Source organism: Pseudomonas japonica (assembly GCF_013522925.1).
In the GTDB taxonomy this organism is placed as follows: domain Bacteria; phylum Pseudomonadota; class Gammaproteobacteria; order Pseudomonadales; family Pseudomonadaceae; genus Aquipseudomonas; species Aquipseudomonas japonica_A.
Map to the genome: position 1 here is coordinate 373,728 of NZ_JAAMQU010000005.1, position 14,214 is coordinate 387,941.

Annotated in this window: 13 protein-coding genes; 2 read left to right on the forward strand and 11 right to left on the reverse strand. The window is 61.3% G+C overall.

Annotated features, from left to right (window positions below; translation table 11 throughout):
• Positions 1–22 precede the first annotated feature (22 nt).
• The 6 genes from G7016_RS10820 to G7016_RS10845 form a co-directional block, all read right to left on the reverse strand.
• A complete protein-coding gene (locus G7016_RS10820; protein WP_181113890.1) occupies positions 23–3,064 on the reverse strand; it encodes an efflux RND transporter permease subunit in 3,042 nt (1,013 codons plus the stop codon).
• Complete coding sequence (locus tag G7016_RS10825; RefSeq protein WP_181113892.1) at positions 3,061–4,125, reverse strand: efflux RND transporter periplasmic adaptor subunit; 1,065 nt, start codon at positions 4,123–4,125, stop codon at positions 3,061–3,063. The genes G7016_RS10820 and G7016_RS10825 overlap by 4 nt, the downstream gene beginning before the upstream one ends.
• Entirely contained in the window at positions 4,122–5,195 is a 1,074-nt protein-coding gene (locus tag G7016_RS10830) for an efflux RND transporter periplasmic adaptor subunit (RefSeq protein ID WP_181113894.1), read from the reverse strand. The genes G7016_RS10825 and G7016_RS10830 overlap by 4 nt, the downstream gene beginning before the upstream one ends.
• A 169-nt stretch (positions 5,196–5,364) precedes the next feature.
• Entirely contained in the window at positions 5,365–6,150 is a 786-nt protein-coding gene (locus G7016_RS10835; protein WP_181113898.1) for a MetQ/NlpA family ABC transporter substrate-binding protein, read from the reverse strand.
• 95 nt (positions 6,151–6,245) lie between these two features.
• Positions 6,246–7,193, reverse strand: coding sequence for a sigma 54-interacting transcriptional regulator (locus tag G7016_RS10840; RefSeq protein ID WP_181113900.1), 948 nt, complete (start codon positions 7,191–7,193; stop codon positions 6,246–6,248).
• Positions 7,194–7,230: 37 nt separating this feature from the next.
• Positions 7,231–7,812: an RBBP9/YdeN family alpha/beta hydrolase gene (locus G7016_RS10845; RefSeq protein ID WP_181113903.1), complete on the reverse strand. Its 582-nt coding sequence runs from the start codon at positions 7,810–7,812 to the stop codon at positions 7,231–7,233.
• 106 nt (positions 7,813–7,918) lie between these two features.
• Between G7016_RS10845 and G7016_RS10850 the strand changes: the two genes are divergently transcribed.
• The gene (locus G7016_RS10850) at positions 7,919–8,404 is read left to right on the forward strand and encodes an Mpo1 family 2-hydroxy fatty acid dioxygenase (protein WP_181113906.1); all 486 of its coding nucleotides are present in this window, start codon (positions 7,919–7,921) and stop codon (positions 8,402–8,404) included.
• 49 nt (positions 8,405–8,453) lie between these two features.
• Here G7016_RS10850 and G7016_RS10855 read toward each other — a convergent pair whose 3' ends face one another.
• The 5 genes from G7016_RS10855 to oscA all read right to left on the reverse strand — a co-directional run bounded on the left by G7016_RS10855 (position 8,454) and on the right by oscA (position 12,533).
• Complete coding sequence (locus G7016_RS10855) at positions 8,454–9,425, reverse strand: sulfate/molybdate ABC transporter ATP-binding protein (protein ID WP_181113908.1); 972 nt, start codon at positions 9,423–9,425, stop codon at positions 8,454–8,456.
• A gap of 3 nt (positions 9,426–9,428) precedes the next feature.
• Positions 9,429–10,301: a sulfate ABC transporter permease subunit CysW gene (cysW, locus tag G7016_RS10860; RefSeq protein ID WP_181113911.1), complete on the reverse strand. Its 873-nt coding sequence runs from the start codon at positions 10,299–10,301 to the stop codon at positions 9,429–9,431.
• Between the two features lie 12 nt (positions 10,302–10,313).
• Complete coding sequence (gene cysT, locus G7016_RS10865) at positions 10,314–11,132, reverse strand: sulfate ABC transporter permease subunit CysT (protein WP_181113913.1); 819 nt, start codon at positions 11,130–11,132, stop codon at positions 10,314–10,316.
• 69 nt (positions 11,133–11,201) lie between these two features.
• Positions 11,202–12,212 carry a sulfate ABC transporter substrate-binding protein gene (locus G7016_RS10870; protein WP_181113915.1) on the reverse strand — a complete coding sequence of 337 codons (1,011 nt, stop codon included), beginning with the start codon at positions 12,210–12,212 and terminating at the stop codon, positions 11,202–11,204.
• Positions 12,213–12,350: 138 nt separating this feature from the next.
• On the reverse strand, positions 12,351–12,533 hold the full coding sequence (gene oscA / locus G7016_RS10875) for a sulfur starvation response protein OscA (protein WP_181113917.1): 183 nt from the start codon (positions 12,531–12,533) through the stop codon (positions 12,351–12,353).
• 441 nt (positions 12,534–12,974) lie between these two features.
• On the opposite strand from oscA, the gene desA reads away from it, so the two are divergent.
• A complete protein-coding gene (desA, locus tag G7016_RS10880) occupies positions 12,975–14,159 on the forward strand; it encodes a delta-9 fatty acid desaturase DesA (protein ID WP_181113919.1) in 1,185 nt (394 codons plus the stop codon).
• The last annotated feature ends 55 nt before the right edge of the window (positions 14,160–14,214 follow it).

Below are 14,214 nucleotides of genomic sequence, written 5' to 3' on the forward strand. Positions count from 1 at the left end.
CAGTTCAGCGCACGTATCACACCTACTCCTTCACCCGATACCAGGCCACATAGAGCGCCGGCAGGAACAGCAGCGTGAGCAGCGTGGCGCTGATGATGCCGCCGATCATGGCGTAGGCCATGGGCCCCCAGAACACTTCCCGGGCGATGGGGATCATGCCCAGGCTTGCCGCGGCCGCCGTGAGCAGGATCGGCCTGCGCCGGTGCTGGGTCGCTTCCACTACCGCATCCCACGGCTTGTAGCCATCGCGCTCGAAGATGTCGATCTGGGTCACCAGGATCACCGAGTTGCGGATGATGATCCCGATCAGCGCCAGCACACCCAGGATCGCCACGAAACCCAGCGGCGTGCCGGTCGGTACCAGCGCGACCACTACGCCAATCAGCCCCAAGGGCGCGACGCTAGCCACCAGGAACATCTTCTGCACGCTGTGCAGCTGGATCATCAGGAAGGTCGCCATCAGGAACAGCATCAACGGCACAACCTGGGCGATCGGGCCCTGGGCCTTGCCGCTTTCCTCGACGGTGCCGCCGGTGGTGACCTTGTAGCCTGTGGGCAGGTCGGCCGAGAAGCGGTCGATGTCGGGCTTGAGCTGGGTGACCAGGTCGGTAGGCTGAATGCCGTCACGTACCGCTGCCTTGAGCGTTACGGTGGGAAGGCGATCTCGGCGCCACACCAGTGGCTGCTCCAGCTCGTAGCGTACGGTGGCGAACGACAGCAAGGGGATGGACACGCCGCTGGGCGTAACGATCTGGAGGTTCTGCAGGGTTTCGGGTGAGTTCCGCTCGGCGTCCTCGGCCCGCCCGATCACATCCACCAGGTAAATGTCGTCGTTCACTTGGGTAATGGTGGTGCCCGTGACGATGGTGTTCATCAGCTTGGCCACGTCCTCGGAAGACAACCCTAGCTGCCGTGCGCGGTCCTGGGCGATGTCGATGCGCAGCACCTTGCCCGGCTCGTTCCAGTCGAAAATCATATCACCCACGTGTGGGTTTTTATCGAGCAGCGTGGCCAGGTCGATAGCGTGCCGGCGCACCTCATCCAGGTCACGGCCGCTTACACGGTATTGCAACGGCCGCCCTACCGGCGGGCCCATCTCAAGGGGTTGCACATAGGTGCCGATGCCCACGAAGTCCGTGCGCAGTTTTTCTCGCAAACGCTGGGCCAGTGCTTCGCGCTGTTCCAGGCCTTTGCTGACGATTACCAGCTGAGCGTAATAGGGGTTTTGCAGTTGCTGGTCCAGCGGCAGGTAAAAGCGGATCGCGCCTTCGCCGATGTAGGTGCTCCAGCGCAGAATGTCCGGGTCGTCCTTGATCAAGCCTTCCAGCTTGTCCACGGCCTTGGCGGTTTCGTGAATCGAAGCGTTCTGCGGCAAGTTAAGGTCCACTAGCAGCTCGGGCCTGTCCGAGGACGGGAAGAACTGGTTCTGCACGAAACGCATGCAGAACAGCGACAGCGCGAACAGCAGCAGGGTACCGATGATGGTCAGCCAGCGGTGGCGCATGCAGCCCACCAGCGCATTGTTGAACGCTCGGCCCACGCGCCCGGGCTCGTCGGAATGCTTCTTGGCGACTTTCTCGCTGAGGATATGCACGCCGATCACGGGTGCAAAGAACACCGCCACCACCCACGACACCAGCATGGCAATCGCGATCACTGCGAACAAAGTGAAGGTGTATTCGCCCGCGGAGCTGGCGTTCAGCCCGATAGGCGTGAAACCGGCCACCGTCACCAGCGTGCCAGTCAGCATGGGGAAGGCCGTGGAGGTGTAGGCAAAGGTGGCGGCTTTCTCGCGGCTGTCCCCCAGCTCAAGCCGGGTGACCATCATCTCTACCGTGATCATGGCATCGTCTACCAGCAGGCCCAGGGCAATGATCAGTGCACCGAGGGAAATCCGCTGCATGGTGATGCCGCTGTACTCCATGAACACGAACACCATGGCCAGCACCAACGGAATCGAGCATGCCACCACCAGCCCGGCGCGGATGCCCAGGCTGACGAAGCTCACCAGCATCACAATCACCACGGCCTCGAACAACGCACTGGTGAAGCCGCCAACGGCTTTCTCTACGACGGCAGCCTGATCAGAAACCGTGTGGACGCCCACGCCAACCGGCAGCTCAGCGGTGAGTTCACTCATACGGCCGTGAAGGTTTTCGCCAAATTCCTGGATATTCCCGCCGTCGCGCATCGCCACGGCCAAACCAATGGCTGGCTGGCCATTGAAGCGAAACAGCGGCGCAGGAGGCTCGGCGTAGCCCCGGGTGATTTCCGCCACGTCCGCCAGCCGGTAGAAACGGTCATTCACGCGCAGGTTCAGCTCGCGCAGGTCCGCTTCGGAATGGAACTGGCCACTGGTGCGCACCGAGATCCGCTCCGGCCCCGCCTCGATCACACCCGCTGGCGTGACGGCGTTCTGTGCCTGCAGCGCCTGTACGACTTCACGCTGGTCCAGCCCCAGGGCCGCCAGCTTGCGCGTGGAGAAGTTCAAGTAGATCACTTCGTCCTGCTCGCCGATCATTTCCACCTTGCCCAGGTTGGGCACCTGGCGGATGCCCGCGCGCACCTGCTCTACGTAGTCGCGCAGCTGGCGCATGCTCAAGCCATCGGCGGTAAACGCGTAGATGGAGCCGAACACGTCGCCGAACTCGTCGTTGAAGGCCGGTCCTTGCAAGCCTTGGGGAAAGTCCCCGCGGATGTCGTCGATCTTCTTGCGCACTTCGTACCAGATGTGCGGAATGGCGCCTGCCTTGGTAGTGTCGCGCAGGTACACGAACACCGTGGATTCACCCGGCCGCGTGTAGCTTTTGGTGTAATCCAGTGAGTCGAGCTCTTCGAGCTTTTTCTCGATGCGGTCCGTGACCTGCTTGAGGGTTTCATCTTGGGTCGCGCCGGGCCAGCGGCTCTGGATCACCATGGTTTTGATGGTGAACGCCGGATCTTCCTCGCGACCCAGTTTCATGTAGGAAAACACGCCCATGAGCAGGGCAACGAACATCAGGTACCACACGAACGACTGATGCCGCAGCGCCCAGTCCGAGAGGTTGAACTTGCTGCCGCTCATTGGGCCTTTCCTTGGTCTGTCTTGATCTGTTGCCCCGGCTTGAGGCTATTGAGCCCGGCAATGGCGACCTTCTCACCAGGTCGCACGCTGGCGTCGATGATCGCGGTATCAGCCTTGCGTTCCAGCACATTCACTGTGCGGGGGGCCACGGTATGGGCCTGGTCGTCGATCACCCATACGCGGGTGTGGCCGTCGGCTTCCTGCAATGCGCGAAGCGGCACTTCGCCACGCGGCGCTACCTTGTGGGTCAGGGTCACACTGATGGCGGTGCCCAGCCGCAAGCCCGGTGGGGTTTGTGCGAGGCTCAACCGAACCTGGCGAGTGCGGGTGGTGCTGTTGGCCTGGGGTTCTATTTCGCGCAGGGTGGCGTGGCTGGCCACGGTCGGGTCCAGTTGCGCTTGCACGTAGAAGTCCACGTCGCGGGGCAGTTCCTCAACCAACGTGGCGGGCAGGTCGATCACCGCTTCCTTCACGTCGGGCCGCGCGAGGGTCACTACTTCCTGGCCCGCCGCTACCACCTGACCCGCTTCGGCGCTGAGCGCGGTGACCACCGCATCGTGGTCGGCGCGCAATTCGCTGTAGCCCACCTGGTCCCTGGCCTGGCTTACCGCGGCCTTGGCTTGTTCCAGCGAGGCGCGAGAGGTTTTCAGGTCGGCCGTGGCGCGGTCCAGCAGCGCCGCGGAGCCCACGCCTCGATCGTACAGTTCCTGTTGTCGGCGGCTGTTCGCCTGAGCATTGATCCACTGCGCCTCGACACGGCTGAGGTCGCCCTCGCGGGAACGCAACTGGTTCTGCTGATCGGTCGGGTCCAGCACCGCAAGCAGGTCGCCGGCCTTCACTTCGTTGCCCACATCGACCAGCCGGCGCGCGATGCGCCCGCTCACCCGAAAGCCCAGAGTGCTTTCATAACGGGGCTCGATGTTACCGGCGAAGCGCCCCAGCTCCTGCTGATTCACAGCCACCACCGGCGCGGACAGCACCGGGCGGACAGGTTCGGGAGGCGGAGCATCCTCGCCGCAGCCCGCAAGCAGTAACAGCGGCAGCGCATGCCACAGCTTCATTGCGCAGCCTCCTGGGCCACTTCGACCTCCATGTCCGGGTGCAGCAATTGCCCACCTGCAATCACCACACGGTCCCCGGCGGACAAGCCATCGGTAATCACCACTTTGGCGGTGAGGTAGCGGCCCACCGTCACCTTGTGAAGGCTGACCTTGTTGTCCTTGATCAGCCACACGGCTGGGTCGTGCATGTCTTTGGTCAGCGCTGCCCAAGGCAGTTCGATCGCAGGCTTTGAAGGCGCGGTCAGAGAACCACTGACCACCGAGCCCAGGTGCATCCTGGTCGGCAGGGTTTCCAGGGCGACCTTGACCTGAAGCGTGCCCGTTTGCGCCGACACCGTAGGCGTGACTTCGCGGACCTTGCCTTGCACGGTCACACTGGGATCTTCCAGCAGCCGTACCGTGATGGGCGCCTCACCGGTAGGTTTGATGAACAGGGCCTCATACACGTTGAACACTGCGTCGCGCTCGCCGTCTCGCGCTAGGCTGAACATGGGTTGGGTGGCCTGGACGACCTGGCCCACTTCTGCCTGGCGCGCGGTAATCACGCCGGCGGCGTCTGCTACCAGGTCGGTGTAGCCCAGCTGCTCACGCGCGTTCGCCAGCTCGGCACGGGCGGCAGCGAGGGCACTCTGGCTGCTTTTCAGCGAAGCCTGGGCAGAATCGTATTCACTGCGGCTGGTATAGCCCTTGGGGAGCAGCTTGGCCTGGCGCTCGAAGGCCAGACTGGCTTGGGTAACGCGAGCCTGTTCGGCCGCTACGGCGGCAGCGGCGGAGTCCACGCTGGTTTGCAGGTCTTTAGGGTCCAGCCGGGCGAGCACTTGCCTCGGAGTGACCCGATCGCCTACATCCACCATACGCTGGATAACCTTGCCGCCCACCCGAAACGAAAGCTGTGTCTGGACGCGGGCCTGGACATCCCCGGTCACCTCGACCTTGGGGGCGAAATCAACGGCCTGTACAGTCTGCACGTTGACCCGTGGCCGCTCGGGCTGCGAGGCCGGCTTTTCGCCACAGCCCCACAGCATCGCGATGACCACCCAGGCCGCTCCTCTACCCCACACACGCGTCATGCACACTCCTTTTGCACGCTGAATCTCGTGATGCGACTGTAACCGATTGTGAGTGGTTCATTACGGCTAGAGTGCCGCGGAGGGAAAAAAACGTAGTGCCGGGAGGGGAATGAACAGGCGGGAGCGCCTGACTGATCAGTCATCAGCCAGGCGTTGTTTCAGGTCAGGCTCAAAACGCTGGCAGTACTGCGCCGTTGTATTTTTTCTCGATGAAGGCTTTCACTTCGGGGGAAGTCAGGGCCTTGGCGAGCTTCTGGATGGCGTCGCTGTTCTTGTTGTCCGGGCGGGCAACCAGGTAGTTCACGTAAGGCGAGTCGCTGCCTTCGATCACCAGCGCATCCTTGGCGGGGTTCAGGCCTGCTTCCAGAGCGTAGTTGGTATTGATCATGTCCAGGTCAACTTCATTGAGCACGCGTGGCAGCATGGCCGATTCCAGTTCCTTGAACTTGAGGTTCTTGGTATTGGTGGCGATGTCTTTAGGCGTGGCCAGGGCGTTGGTCGGGTCCTTCAGGGTGATCAACCCGGCCTTTTGCAGCAACAGCAGGGCGCGGCCGCTGTTGCTGCCCTCGTTGGGGATGGCCACGGTTGCGCCGTCTTTCAGGTCAGCCAGGCTTTTGACTTTCTTGGAGTAACCGCCGAAGGGCTCGACGTGAACACCGATCACGGTTTCCAGGTGCGTGCCTTTACCTTCGTTGAAGTTTTTCAGGTAGGGCAGGGTCTGGAAGTAGTTCGCGTCCAGGCGCTTCTGATCAACCTGCACGTTAGGCTGCACGTAGTCGGTGAATACCTTGATTTCCAGATCTACGCCTTCCTTGGCCAGGGTAGGCTTGACCAGCTCGAGGATCTCGGCGTGAGGGATCGGAGTGGCCGCGACCACAAGCTTTTCGCCCGCGTGGGTAAAACCGGCAAGGGACAGCGCAGCGGTGAACGCCGAGAACAGCAGAGCCTTTTTCATGGAAGATCCTTGTTTTATCAAAGTGCCAGCAGTCTGGCATGGCGGGGACAATACTCAATTCCCTTATGCCAATGAAATACCTTTTTTCTAGCTGCTTATGAATTTTTTTCAAGTGCGTGGGTATAGCGGTGGATCACCGAGAGGGCTGCATCTCGGTCGTTCGGCCCCAAGCCGCTCAAGCACAGCGCCAACTGCCGCTCCAGCGCGGTGAGGTGATTGCCTACGCCTGCCTGATTGAGGTGCTCTGGCAAAATGTCTGTGCCCTCGCTTACCAGCAATGCGAAGTGAACGACGTTCTCCAGTTCGCGGGTGTTGCCGGGCCAGGCATGGGAAATCAGCACCCGCGCCGCAGCTTCGCTGAACGTGGGTACGGGCAGGCTCAGCCGTTGGCTGTACACGCCGAGAAAGTATTCGGCCAGGGAAAGGATGTCGCCAGGCCGCTCTCGCAGGGCCGGCAACTCCACCCTGCCCTCGTCCAGATACCGCCATAGCCGCTCATTGAACTTGCCGGCCGCAACCGCACGGCTGAGGTCGATACTGGATGCGGCCACCAGCCGTACATCCACCGGGGTGGGCTGTGAAGCACCGAGCCGCACCACTTCGTGGTTTTCCAGTGCCTCTAACAAGGCTGCCTGGATCGGCAATGGGAGGTCGGCGATTTCGTCCAGGTACAGCGTGCCACCGTTGGCGGAGCCGAACCAGCCGGCCCGGCTGGCTGCCGACCCCGACCAGGCCCCTGGCGTGTGGCCGAACAGCTCGGCCTGGGCATAGGTGGGGCTAAGGGCACCACAATTGACTGAAACGAACAGCCCTGGCCGGTCGCTGGCTTTGTGCAAATGGCGGGCAAGCAACTCTTTCCCGGTGCCGGTTTCACCGTGTATCAGCACCGGCAGCGCGCTGGGGGCCAATACGTCCATGCGCTCGCGCAACGCTTGCGAACGAGGGTCGACGAATACCAGCGCCTTGGCGCGGATGCTCAAGGGGCTTCGGTCGGCGTCCGGAAAGGTCAGCAAGGGTTGCCCGGCGGTACCACTCAAACTCATGTTCTACTCCCGCCCCGCCGTTATGGCGATGGCTGCATCAGGCGCGACGAAGCCCGTTTCTCTGTGCCCGGCCTTGCAGGCGATAAAGGTACGCGAAACCCTGCTCCCAGCGACGGTGCCCGGACTTCACATTGATATGGCCAGCGCCTGTGAGAATGCCGGCCTCGGCGCCCCAGTCGCGGGCCATCTCCAGCGCCCGCGCCACTGTCGCGGCCGGGTCGTTGTCAGACCCCACGACCTGGCTGGGAAAGGGTAAGGGGCTGCGTGGAACCGGGGCGAAATCGGCCAATGCCGCCGGCCGGTTCGCCCTTTCCACGTCGGCGGGCGCTACCAGCAATGCGCCTTGAACACGCCGCAACAAATGAACCGGTGCGTGTTCCGCCCAATGGGCCACCGTAATGCAACCCAAGCTGTGGGCAATGATGACTGTAGGCTTGCTGCTTTGAGCAATGGCGTGGTCCAGCGAGGCGATCCAGTCTTCCCGGCGCGGGTTCATCCAGTCTTCCTGCTCCAGCCAGTGGCTGTTGGGAAGGCTGGCATGCCAATGCTGTTGCCAGTGGCCAGGAGGGGAGCCTTGCCAACCGGGTACGATCAGGTATCGAATGGAATCTGTGCGCATGATGGCATCTCCTGCCCCTGTCTGCTTTCATGGTGAAAGTATAGGGACCCGCCATATATACGTTAAGGAATAAGAAGCTATTTATTAATAACCGGGAATGCTAACCATGAAAACCCTGACCGAGTACCTTGGCCAGTACGCCGCTTACCACCGTGACCCGCGTAACATCGCCACGCATTTCATTGGCATTCCCTTTATCGTACTGGCGGTCGCGATTCTGCTATCGCGCCCGAACTGGTACGGCATCACTCCGGCCCTGCTGGCTACGCTTGCCGCCTGCGTCTTCTACTTACGCCTGGACAGGCAGCTAGGGCTGTTGATGTCTGCCCTGCTCGCCCTGAGCCTATGGTTTGGCCATGCGGTGGCCTCGCTGTCGACCACCAGCTGGCTGTCCATTGGCGTTGGGCTGTTCGTGGTCGGCTGGGCGATACAGTTTTTGGGCCATCACTATGAGGGGCGCAAGCCTGCGTTCATCGACGACATCAGCGGGCTGATCATCGGCCCGCTGTTCGTGGTGGTGGAGTTCGGGTTCCTGCTGGGGCTGGGGGATGAGCTGAAGGCGCGGATCGAGACGGGTACGCCCCTGCCGTAACGTTCTGCTGCCCTTCCCGGGCCTTGCCGGAAGGCCGGCCCCGCCGGTCCTACTGCGCCTTGGGCTTGAAGAACAGCGTATCGCCCTTGCTCAAACCGGTGAGGCTGTCATGGTCCTTGACCACTTCAGCTTCGATCAGCTCATCCTGCCCTTCCACTTTGAGGGTAACCCGCGTTGTAGCGCCAAGGGGGCGGATGTCGCGCACCTGAGCGGCATGGTGCGCGTCCAAGGCCAGCCGGGAAAGCGACACTTCATGAGGGCGGAACTGCAGCGGGTGCTCCTCGCCCAGGTGCAGGCGGTTGGAGTCTCCCAGGAAGTGGTAAACGAAGTCGCTGGCAGGCTGCTCATACACCTCGCCCGGTGAGCCGATCTGTTCGATCACGCCCTTGTTCATCACCACGATGCGGTCCGCCACTTCCATGGCTTCTTCCTGGTCGTGGGTCACGAACACCGAGGTCAGGTTGATCTCTTCGTGCAGGCGAGCCAGCCAACGACGCAGCTCCTTGCGAACCTTGGCGTCCAGCGCACCGAAGGGTTCGTCGAGCAGCAACACCTTAGGCTCCACGGCCAGGGCGCGTGCCAGGGCGATACGCTGCCGCTGACCGCCAGACAGCTGCTCCGGATAGCGATCAGCCAGCCAGTCCAGCTGCACCATGTTCAGCAGTTCGTGCACTTTTTCGGCAATCTTCGCTTCGCTCGGGCGTTGCTCACGGCTTTTCATGCGCAGGCCGAAGGCGACGTTGTCGAACACGCTCATATGCCGGAACAACGCATAGTGCTGGAACACGAACCCCACGTTGCGGTCCCGCACGTCATGGCCGGATACGTCCTCCCCGTGGAACACAATGCTGCCCTGGTCCGGCGTTTCCAGCCCGGCAATGATCCGCAGCAAAGTGGTTTTACCGCAACCGGATGGGCCGAGCAGCGCAACGAGTTCACCGCTGCGAATGTCCAGGTCGATGCCGTTCAACGCCTGGAACTGGTTGAAACGCTTGCTTACGCTACGTACTTCGATCGACATGAATTATTCCTCCGCGGCGCTATGGCGCAAGCGGTCAAGGCGGCTTTCGCTCCACTGCTTGAGCAGCAGAATGAACAGGGCAAGGGCCAGCAGCAAACTGGCTACGCTGAAGGCAGCCACGTGGTTGTACTCGTTGTAGAGAATTTCCACGTGCAGCGGCAAGGTATTGGTCACGCCACGAATGTGCCCGGACACGACCGAGACCGCGCCGAACTCGCCCATGGCTCGAGCGGTACACAGCACCACGCCGTAGGTAAGGCCCCATTTGATATTGGGCAGGGTAACGTGCCAGAACATCTGCCACCCATTGGCGCCCAGTAACCGGGCGGCCTCCTCTTCCTGAGTACCCTGCTCCTGCATCAACGGAATCAGCTCGCGGGCCACGAAAGGCACGGTCACAAAAATGGTCGCCAACACGATACCGGGCAGCGCAAAAACGATCTGGATATCGTGATCCGACAGCCATGGCCCAAACAGGCCGCGGGCGCCGAACATCAGCACATACACCAGCCCCGCGATGACCGGCGACACCGAAAACGGCAGGTCGATCAGCGTCACCAGCAGGCTTTTACCGCGAAACTCATACTTGCTGGCGCACCACGCGGCACTCACGCCAAACACCAGGTTCAGCGGCACCGAGATTACCACCGCCAATACGGTGAGCTTCAATGCACTCAGCGCATCAGGCTCCAGAATGGCCGTGAAGAACGTACCCAGGCCGGATTTCAGCGCCTGGGATACCACGATAAACAGCGGCAGCAGCAGAAACAGCGCAAAAATTACCCACGCCAGGGTAATCAGCACGCGCCGAGCGATGGGGCTACCGCGCCGGGCAGCATTGGCCGCCTGCGCGGCCGAAACGGTCGAACTGGACATAAAGGCCTTCCTTCAAGGGGTTTCGATACGGCGCTGCAGCAGGTTGATCAGCAGCAACAGGATGAAGGACACCACCAGCATCAATACGCCGATGGCGGTTGCCCCGGTGTAGTCGTACTGGTCCAGCTTGACCATGATCAGCAGCGGCAGGATTTCGGTTTTCATCGGCATGTTGCCTGCAATGAAGATCACCGAGCCGTATTCGCCCACGCCCCGGGCAAAGGCCAAGGCAAAGCCGGTAAGCCACGCAGGCAACAAGGCGGGCGCGAGGATATGGCGGAATACCTGCCAAGGGCGAGCGCCAAGGCAGGCCGCGGCCTCCTCCACTTCGCGCGGGATATCAGCCAGTACCGGCTGCACCGTGCGAACCACAAACGGCAGCGTCACGAAGGTGAGCGCAAGGGTGATCCCCAGCGGGGTGTAGGCAATCTTGAAACCCAGGTCCGTAGCAAATTGCCCAACCAGCCCAGCCGGGGCATACAGCGCGGTGAGGGCGATGCCCGCAACGGCGGTGGGCAACGCAAAAGGAAGGTCGATCATGGCGTCGATGATACGCCGGCCCGGGAAGCTGTAACGCACCAGTACCCAGGCGAGCAGGGTTCCGATCATGCCGTTGAGCACGGCGGCATAGAGCGCGGTACCGAAGCTCAGCTTCAGCGCCGCCAGCACTCGAGGCGCAGTCACAATGGCCCACAGTTGCTCGAGGCTCAGCTGGGCGGCGTTGACGAACATGGCTGCGAGGGGTATCAGCACGATCAGGCTGAGGTACACCAGGGTGTAGCCCAGCGTCAGCCCGAAGCCGGGTATGACGGGGGATATACGGCGCGACATAGAGGTCCTTGTTTGAACGAACCAAGCCCGGGTGGGTACCCGGGCTCGTTGTTGCCAATACCTGGAGCGTTACTGGGCCTGGTAGATCTGGTCGAAGACCCCGCCATCGTTGAAGAACTTGGGCTGGGCAGTTTTCCAGCCACCGAAGTCTTTGTCGATAGTCACAAGGTTCAATTCAGGGAAACTGGCCTTGTACTTCTTCGCAACCTCGGCATTACGCGGGCGGTAGAAGTTTTTCGCGGCGATTTCCTGCCCAGCCGGGCTGTACAGGTGTTCCAGGTAAGCCGTGGCGATAGCGGTAGTGCCTTTCTTCTCGGCATTTTTGTCTACCACCGCAACCGGAGGCTCGGCCAGGATCGACAACGAAGGCACTACGATGTCGAACTTGTCGGCACCACCGTCTTCTTTCAGCGCCAGGTGGGCTTCGTTTTCCCAGGCCAGCAGCACATCACCCTGGCCGTTGTTCACGAACGTAATGGTCGAACCGCGGGCACCGGTATCCAGCACCGGTACGTGCTGGAACAGTTCTTTGACGTAGGCCTTGGCCTTCGTTTCGTCGCCGTTGTTGGCTTTGAGGCCATAGGCATAGGCTGCCAGGAAGTTCCAGCGTGCGCCGCCCGAGGTTTTAGGGTTGGGCGTGATCACCGATACGCCGTCCTTCACCAGATCGCCCCAGTCCTTGATGCCTTTGGGGTTACCCTTGCGCACCAGGAAAACGATAGTTGAGGTGTACGGCGTGCTCGCCTCGGGAAGGCGTTTTTGCCAATCGGCAGGGAGCAACTTGCCAAGGTTGGCGATTTCGTCGATGTCGCCTGCCAGCGCCAGGGTTACCACGTCGGCGCGCAGGCCGTCGATGACCGAGCGCCCCTGCTTGCCCGAGCCGCCATGGGACTGCTGGATTTTCACCGTGTCATCAGGGTGCTGCTGCTTCCAGTAGCTCGCGAACTCAGTGTTGTATTCCTGATACAGCTCGCGCGTAGGGTCGTAGGAAACGTTCAACAGCTCGTAATCCTTCGCGACTGCGGAACCAGCGAACAACGCGGCGGCAATGGCAGCCAGCGCATAACGGCGGGTGGACATGGTGGTGCTCCTGATGGCGGCTTTTTTCTGTGTTGGTTTTTTCTTATGGCCCGCTGGCGCTGCTCGCTCGTGACTGGGCAACAAGCGGCAAGGTGCTGCTGCGGCCTCCGGTCGCCCGGTCGGTCAACGTAGGCTGTCTCAGTTCGGCTTGGACGCCGACTGCTGCAGTCGGAATTTTTCCTTGCGCTCGATCTGCACGACCTGAGCGTTGTGCACGGTGATCTCCACCGCGCCGAAACGCAGGTCACGCAACGCGCTCTGGATTTCTCGAAGGATCGCGGTTTCATCCTGCCCGTCGACACTACGCAGTGGTGCGCTCATGGTTCAGCTCCTGTGAAGGTTGCCGGGTGCGGTACCTGGCTTGGGCTTACTATAAGAGCGGCGATTTATTCTCAGAAATAATATTTGGGCACTTTTATAGACCCGAATCGAATATGTAGGGCTAATGATCGGCCTTCGCATCATGCGAAACATCTACTTACTAAACTGCGGCCTACCCAAGCCATCCAATGTATCGAAAACCTTGCTCTGTTTAGTAAGGGGCTCGCAGTTACTGGCACTGGGCATCGCCTGCCGCAAGCAGCGCGCGCTGTGGCATGCAGCGTTGACGCCTGCGTCTCCTTGGGGGATGGCCCCATGTTGCCTGCGGCCAAGCCGGCGTCTTGGCCCCTTACCCATCAAAAACGCCGACTGGTCGATCAACCCTGTTTACCGATAGATTCTTCGCAGCTATCCATTACTTCAACCGAGGCCTTCTCGCCTATGTGGTACAACGGTTTCCTGAACCTGACCGCCTGGCAGGTAGTCGGCGCAACGCTGCTGATGACTCACATCACCATCGTTGGCGTAACGGTCTACCTGCACCGGTATTCAGCGCATCGCTCGCTGGAGCTTAACAGCGGGCTCAAGCATTTCTTCCGTTTCTGGCTATGGCTCACCACAGGCCAGAACACCCGCGAATGGACCGCTATCCATCGCAAGCATCACGCCAAGTGCGAAACCGCCGAAGACCCGCACAGCCCCGTAGTCAAAGGCCTTGGCACGGTTCTTCGCACCGGGGCGGAGTTGTATCGGGCAGAGGCAAACAACCCGGAAACACTGCGCATCTACGGCAAGAACTGCCCGGACGACTGGATCGAGCGAAACCTCTACAGCCGCTTCACCATGGGCGGTATCGCGTTGATGGCGGTGATCGACCTGGCGCTGTTCGGGGTTATCGGCATTACCGTATGGGCCGTGCAGATGGTGTGGATACCCTTCTGGGCCGCAGGCGTGGTCAATGGCCTTGGTCATGCGGTGGGCTATCGCAACTTCGAATGCCGCGATGCCGCCACGAACCTTGTGCCCTGGGGCATCATCATTGGCGGTGAGGAGCTGCACAACAATCACCACACCTATCCCAACTCGGCGAAGCTCTCCGTGCGCAAGTGGGAATTCGACATGGGCTGGCTATGGATTAGAGTGTTCAGCGCGCTACGCCTGGCGCGCGTCAACCGGGTGGCACCGGTGGCCCACCGGATTCCCGGCAAGGGCTCCATGGACATGGACACCGCCATGGCGATCCTTAACAACCGTTTCCAGATCATGGCCCAATACCGCAAGCATGTGATTGGCCCGCTGGTGAAGCAGGAACTTGCCCGGGTGGATCATTCGCTGCGCTATCGGCTGCGGCGCGCCAAGCGGCTGCTGTCACGAGAGCCAAGCCTGCTCAATGAACGTCACCATGACCGGATCAACCGCATGCTTGAAACCAGCCAGGCGCTGAAGGTGATTTACGAAAAGAAGCTGGCGCTACAGCAGATCTGGACCCGTACCAGCGCGAATGGCCACGACATGCTGGCCGCAATGAAAGAATGGGTACACGAGGCCGAGGCAAGCGGCATCCAGTCCCTGCGTGATTTTGCCGACAGCTTGAAAACCTATTCCCTCCGGCCCGCCGCTGCCTGAGGCAAATGCCTGCGAGCCCTGCAGCAGGGCCCGCAGGCAGGGAACTTAAGGCACC

Bases quoted from the DNA above. Each gene is read 5' to 3' on its own strand.
- G7016_RS10820 (WP_181113890.1), bottom strand. From the start codon at position 3,064: ATGAGCGGCAGCAAGTTCAACCTCTCGGACTGGGCGCTGCGGCATCAG.
- G7016_RS10825 (WP_181113892.1), bottom strand. From the start codon at position 4,125: ATGAAGCTGTGGCATGCGCTGCCGCTGTTACTGCTTGCGGGCTGCGGC.
- G7016_RS10830 (WP_181113894.1), bottom strand. From the start codon at position 5,195: ATGACGCGTGTGTGGGGTAGAGGAGCGGCCTGGGTGGTCATCGCGATG.
- G7016_RS10835 (WP_181113898.1), bottom strand. From the start codon at position 6,150: ATGAAAAAGGCTCTGCTGTTCTCGGCGTTCACCGCTGCGCTGTCCCTT.
- G7016_RS10840 (WP_181113900.1), bottom strand. From the start codon at position 7,193: ATGAGTTTGAGTGGTACCGCCGGGCAACCCTTGCTGACCTTTCCGGAC.
- G7016_RS10845 (WP_181113903.1), bottom strand. From the start codon at position 7,812: ATGCGCACAGATTCCATTCGATACCTGATCGTACCCGGTTGGCAAGGC.
- G7016_RS10850 (WP_181113906.1), top strand. From the start codon at position 7,919: ATGAAAACCCTGACCGAGTACCTTGGCCAGTACGCCGCTTACCACCGT.
- G7016_RS10855 (WP_181113908.1), bottom strand. From the start codon at position 9,425: ATGTCGATCGAAGTACGTAGCGTAAGCAAGCGTTTCAACCAGTTCCAG.
- cysW (WP_181113911.1), bottom strand. From the start codon at position 10,301: ATGTCCAGTTCGACCGTTTCGGCCGCGCAGGCGGCCAATGCTGCCCGG.
- cysT (WP_181113913.1), bottom strand. From the start codon at position 11,132: ATGTCGCGCCGTATATCCCCCGTCATACCCGGCTTCGGGCTGACGCTG.
- G7016_RS10870 (WP_181113915.1), bottom strand. From the start codon at position 12,212: ATGTCCACCCGCCGTTATGCGCTGGCTGCCATTGCCGCCGCGTTGTTC.
- oscA (WP_181113917.1), bottom strand. From the start codon at position 12,533: ATGAGCGCACCACTGCGTAGTGTCGACGGGCAGGATGAAACCGCGATC.
- desA (WP_181113919.1), top strand. From the start codon at position 12,975: ATGTGGTACAACGGTTTCCTGAACCTGACCGCCTGGCAGGTAGTCGGC.